Origin of the sequence: Actinosynnema sp. NPDC023658, from assembly GCF_040639995.1 — a bacterium.
Taxonomy (GTDB): Bacteria; Actinomycetota; Actinomycetes; order Mycobacteriales; family Pseudonocardiaceae; genus Actinosynnema.
Genome location: NZ_JBFAAX010000711.1, coordinates 1 through 2972, shown reverse-complemented (window position 1 = coordinate 2972; position 2972 = coordinate 1). Strand labels below are relative to the sequence as shown.

The 2972-nt window shown below is 71.2% G+C and carries 4 protein-coding genes; 3 read left to right on the top strand and 1 reads right to left on the bottom strand.

Translation table 11 applies throughout. The annotated features are described in order from the left end of the window. The coding region (locus AB0G02_RS33620; protein ID WP_360802421.1) for an extracellular solute-binding protein at nt 1-905 on the bottom strand (905 nt) is incomplete at its 3' end. 180 nt (nt 906-1085) lie between these two features. Between AB0G02_RS33620 and AB0G02_RS33615 the strand changes: the two genes are divergently transcribed. The 3 genes from AB0G02_RS33615 (at nt 1086) to AB0G02_RS33605 (ending at nt 2840) form a co-directional block, all read left to right on the top strand. Then, a complete protein-coding gene (locus AB0G02_RS33615; protein ID WP_360802418.1) occupies nt 1086-1898 on the top strand; it encodes a GntR family transcriptional regulator in 813 nt (270 codons plus the stop codon). A gap of 116 nt (nt 1899-2014) precedes the next feature. Further along, nucleotides 2015-2422 carry a VOC family protein gene (locus tag AB0G02_RS33610; RefSeq protein ID WP_360802415.1) on the top strand — a complete coding sequence of 136 codons (408 nt, stop codon included), beginning with the start codon at nt 2015-2017 and terminating at the stop codon, nt 2420-2422. 67 nt (nt 2423-2489) lie between these two features. After that, entirely contained in the window at nt 2490-2840 is a 351-nt protein-coding gene (locus AB0G02_RS33605; RefSeq protein ID WP_360802412.1) for a BlaI/MecI/CopY family transcriptional regulator, read from the top strand. Nucleotides 2841-2972 lie beyond the last annotated feature (132 nt).

Below are 2972 nucleotides of genomic sequence, written 5' to 3'. Positions count from 1 at the left end.
AACACCGCGCCGGGCGTGGCCGCGGTCTTGCCGGGGATGGGGAAGAAGCCCAGCTCGTCCGCCAACGCGGGGTTGGCCTTGGCGATCAGCTTGGCCGCGCCGGGCACCGCGATGAGCTGCGCCACCTGACCGGCCGCGACCACGTCGGTCTGCTGCGGCCTGGCCTCGTCGGAGTCCTTCGGCCCGTCGCCCAGCGCCTGCAGCCGCCGGTAGAAGTCCGCGCCCGCCAACGCCTGCGGCGTGTTGAGCGACCCCTCCCACCGGTCACCGGACTGCTGTGCCGGGTTCTTCCGGGCAAGGTCTCCGCCCTCGTCCCACACGAACCCGGACAGCACGTACCAGTTCTGGCCGGGCAGGTAGATGCCCTGGGTGTCGCCCTGGTCCAGCTTCGCCGTGGCGGCCAGCCACTCGTCACGTGTCTTCGGCGGCGTGACACCGGCCGCCTCGAACAGGTCCTTGCGGTAGATCACGACCCGGTTGGCCGCGTAGAACGGGATGCCGAACTGCTTGCCGCCCACCGCACCCGGTTCGGCCAGGCCGGGGATCCAGTCGTCACCGCCCAGCTCACCGACCTTGGCCGACAGGTCGGTGACGCCGTCGCTGGCCGCGTACTGGGCGACCTGGGTGTTGCCGACCTCGATCACGTCCGGCGGGTCGGTGCTGGCCAGCGCGCTGGTCACCTTCTGCGTGATGCCGTTCCACTCCTGGACCTGGACCTCCAGGTCGAGCTGGGGGTGGTCGCGCTCGAACTCCGCCTCGAAGCGGCTGACGAAGTCGTCGGTGGCCGAGTCCTTCATCAGCCAGACGGTGATGGCCTGCTTCCCGCCCGACCCGTCGGGGCCGGAACCGCAGGCGGACAGGGCGAGCAGCGACGCGAGCACGACTGCGACGGGGCGGTTCGGCACGTCTCACCTCTCAGTTGACCAATTGGTAAACTCGGTGGAGCCTCCCGAAAGATGGCATAGACCAATCTGGCAGTCAACACCCAGTTCACAGCCGTGAGAGCGCTTCCGATCTTCGCCCAGGTCGACCTGACCACTGGTCTGTCATACTGACCGGCGACCGGCAAGACGAAGCGAGGCGGCATGGCCGAACCGATCCTCAAACGCGAACGGGTGCGCGACTACCTGCTCGAACTCATCGAGACGCACCCGCCGGGAGCGCCCATCCCGGCCGAGCGCGTCCTGTGCCGCCAGCTGGAGGTCTCCCGGCCGACGCTGCGCTCGGCGGTGGACGAACTGGTCAACACCGGCCTGCTCGTCCGCCAGCACGGCCGCGGCACGTTCGTCGCGCCCGCCAAGATCACCCAGGAGCTGGTGTCGGACGACCGGGCGATGACCCTGCCGCAGGCGGGCGGCGCGTGGACCAGCCGGGTGCTGGAGCACGCCCGCATCCCGGCCGGCGCGCGGGTCGGGCGCAGGCTGCGCGTGTCACCGGCCGCCGAGATCACCTACGTCGCGCGGCTGCGCCTGGTCGACGGCGCCCCGATGGCGATCGAGTACCTGCATGTCCCGGTCGCCGTCGCGCCCGGCCTCACGGTCGAGGACATGGAGTCCGGCAACTTCTACGACCGGCTCGCGGACCACGGCGTGCACGTCAGCGACGCGGTGCAGTCCATCGAGCCCACCGTCACCAACGACGCCGAGTCCGAGCTGCTCGGCGTGCCGGTGTTCGCGCCCGCGCTGCTGTTCGAGCGGTTGACCAACGACACCACCGGCCGCCCGGTGGAGTACGTGCACTCGCTGTACCGGGGCGACCGCTACCGGATCGTCTCCCGGCTCTCGCTCGCGCCGTCCGCACCGGCGCCCGGCGCGCGGGCAGGCCACCACCCCGGCATCCCGCCCGGTGACCTGTCCTCCGGCCGGGTCCGCTCGGCCACCACCGGCGACGTGCAGTAGCCCTCGCGGGAGGCGCGGCGGCCCTGTCCCGGACCGGAGTCCGCTCCGCCCTGCGATTGTCGGACCCTCCTGCCACGATGGGCGCGCTCGCACCGATTCCCCCCGAGGAGGACACGATGGCGTCAAGACTCAACCCGTACATCAGCTTCGCCGGAAACGCCCGTGAGGCGATGGAGTACTACGAGTCCGTGTTCGGCGGCACGCTGCGGCTCAACACCTTCGGCGAGTACGGCGCGGCCGACGCGCCGGAAGCGCAGAAGATCATGCACGCCCAGCTGGAGACGGCGAGCGGCTACACCCTGATGGGCGCCGACACCCCGCCCGGGATGCCGCACAACCCCGGCGACAACATCACCGTCAGCCTCAGCGGCGACGACGCGGACGAGCTGCGCGGCTACTTCGAGAAGCTGTCCAACGGCGGCAACGTCACCGTGCCGCTGGAGAAGCAGATGTGGGGCGACGAGTTCGGCGCCTGCCAGGACCGGTTCGGCATCTCGTGGATGGTCAACATCAGCGGCACCTGACCACGCCCGTCCGTCCGGCCCGCCTGTCGCGCTCGTAGGATCGGCACGTGACTGGTGGAGTGCGGCGGTGAACCGGCTGGGCGAGCTGGAGCGGGCCGCGATGGACGTGCTGTGGGACCGCGGCGAACCGGTCGCGGTCCGGGAGGTCGTGCGCGCGCTGGCCGACCGCGACCTCGCCTACACGACCGTCATGACGGTGCTGAACCGGTTGACCAAGAAGGGGTTCGTGCGCCGCGAGGCGGGGGAGGGCCGCGCCTGGTACTACGCGCCGGTGGCCAGCCGGGAGCAGTACGTCGCCCGGCTCATGCTGGACGCCCTGTCGTTGACCGGTGACCGGGAGACCGCGTTGGCGCACTTCGCCCAGTCGGTGAGCGCGCCTGAGGCGGAGGCGTTGAGCCAGGCGCTGGACGAGCGGTGAACGCGGCGCTGCACCTCGCGGTGACGCTGGTGCTGTGCGTGGTGGTGGCGGGCCCGCTCGCCCGTGCCCGGTGGGTGTGGCGTGCCCCGCGGACCGGGATCCTGCTGTGGCAGCTGCTCGGCCTGGCGTGGG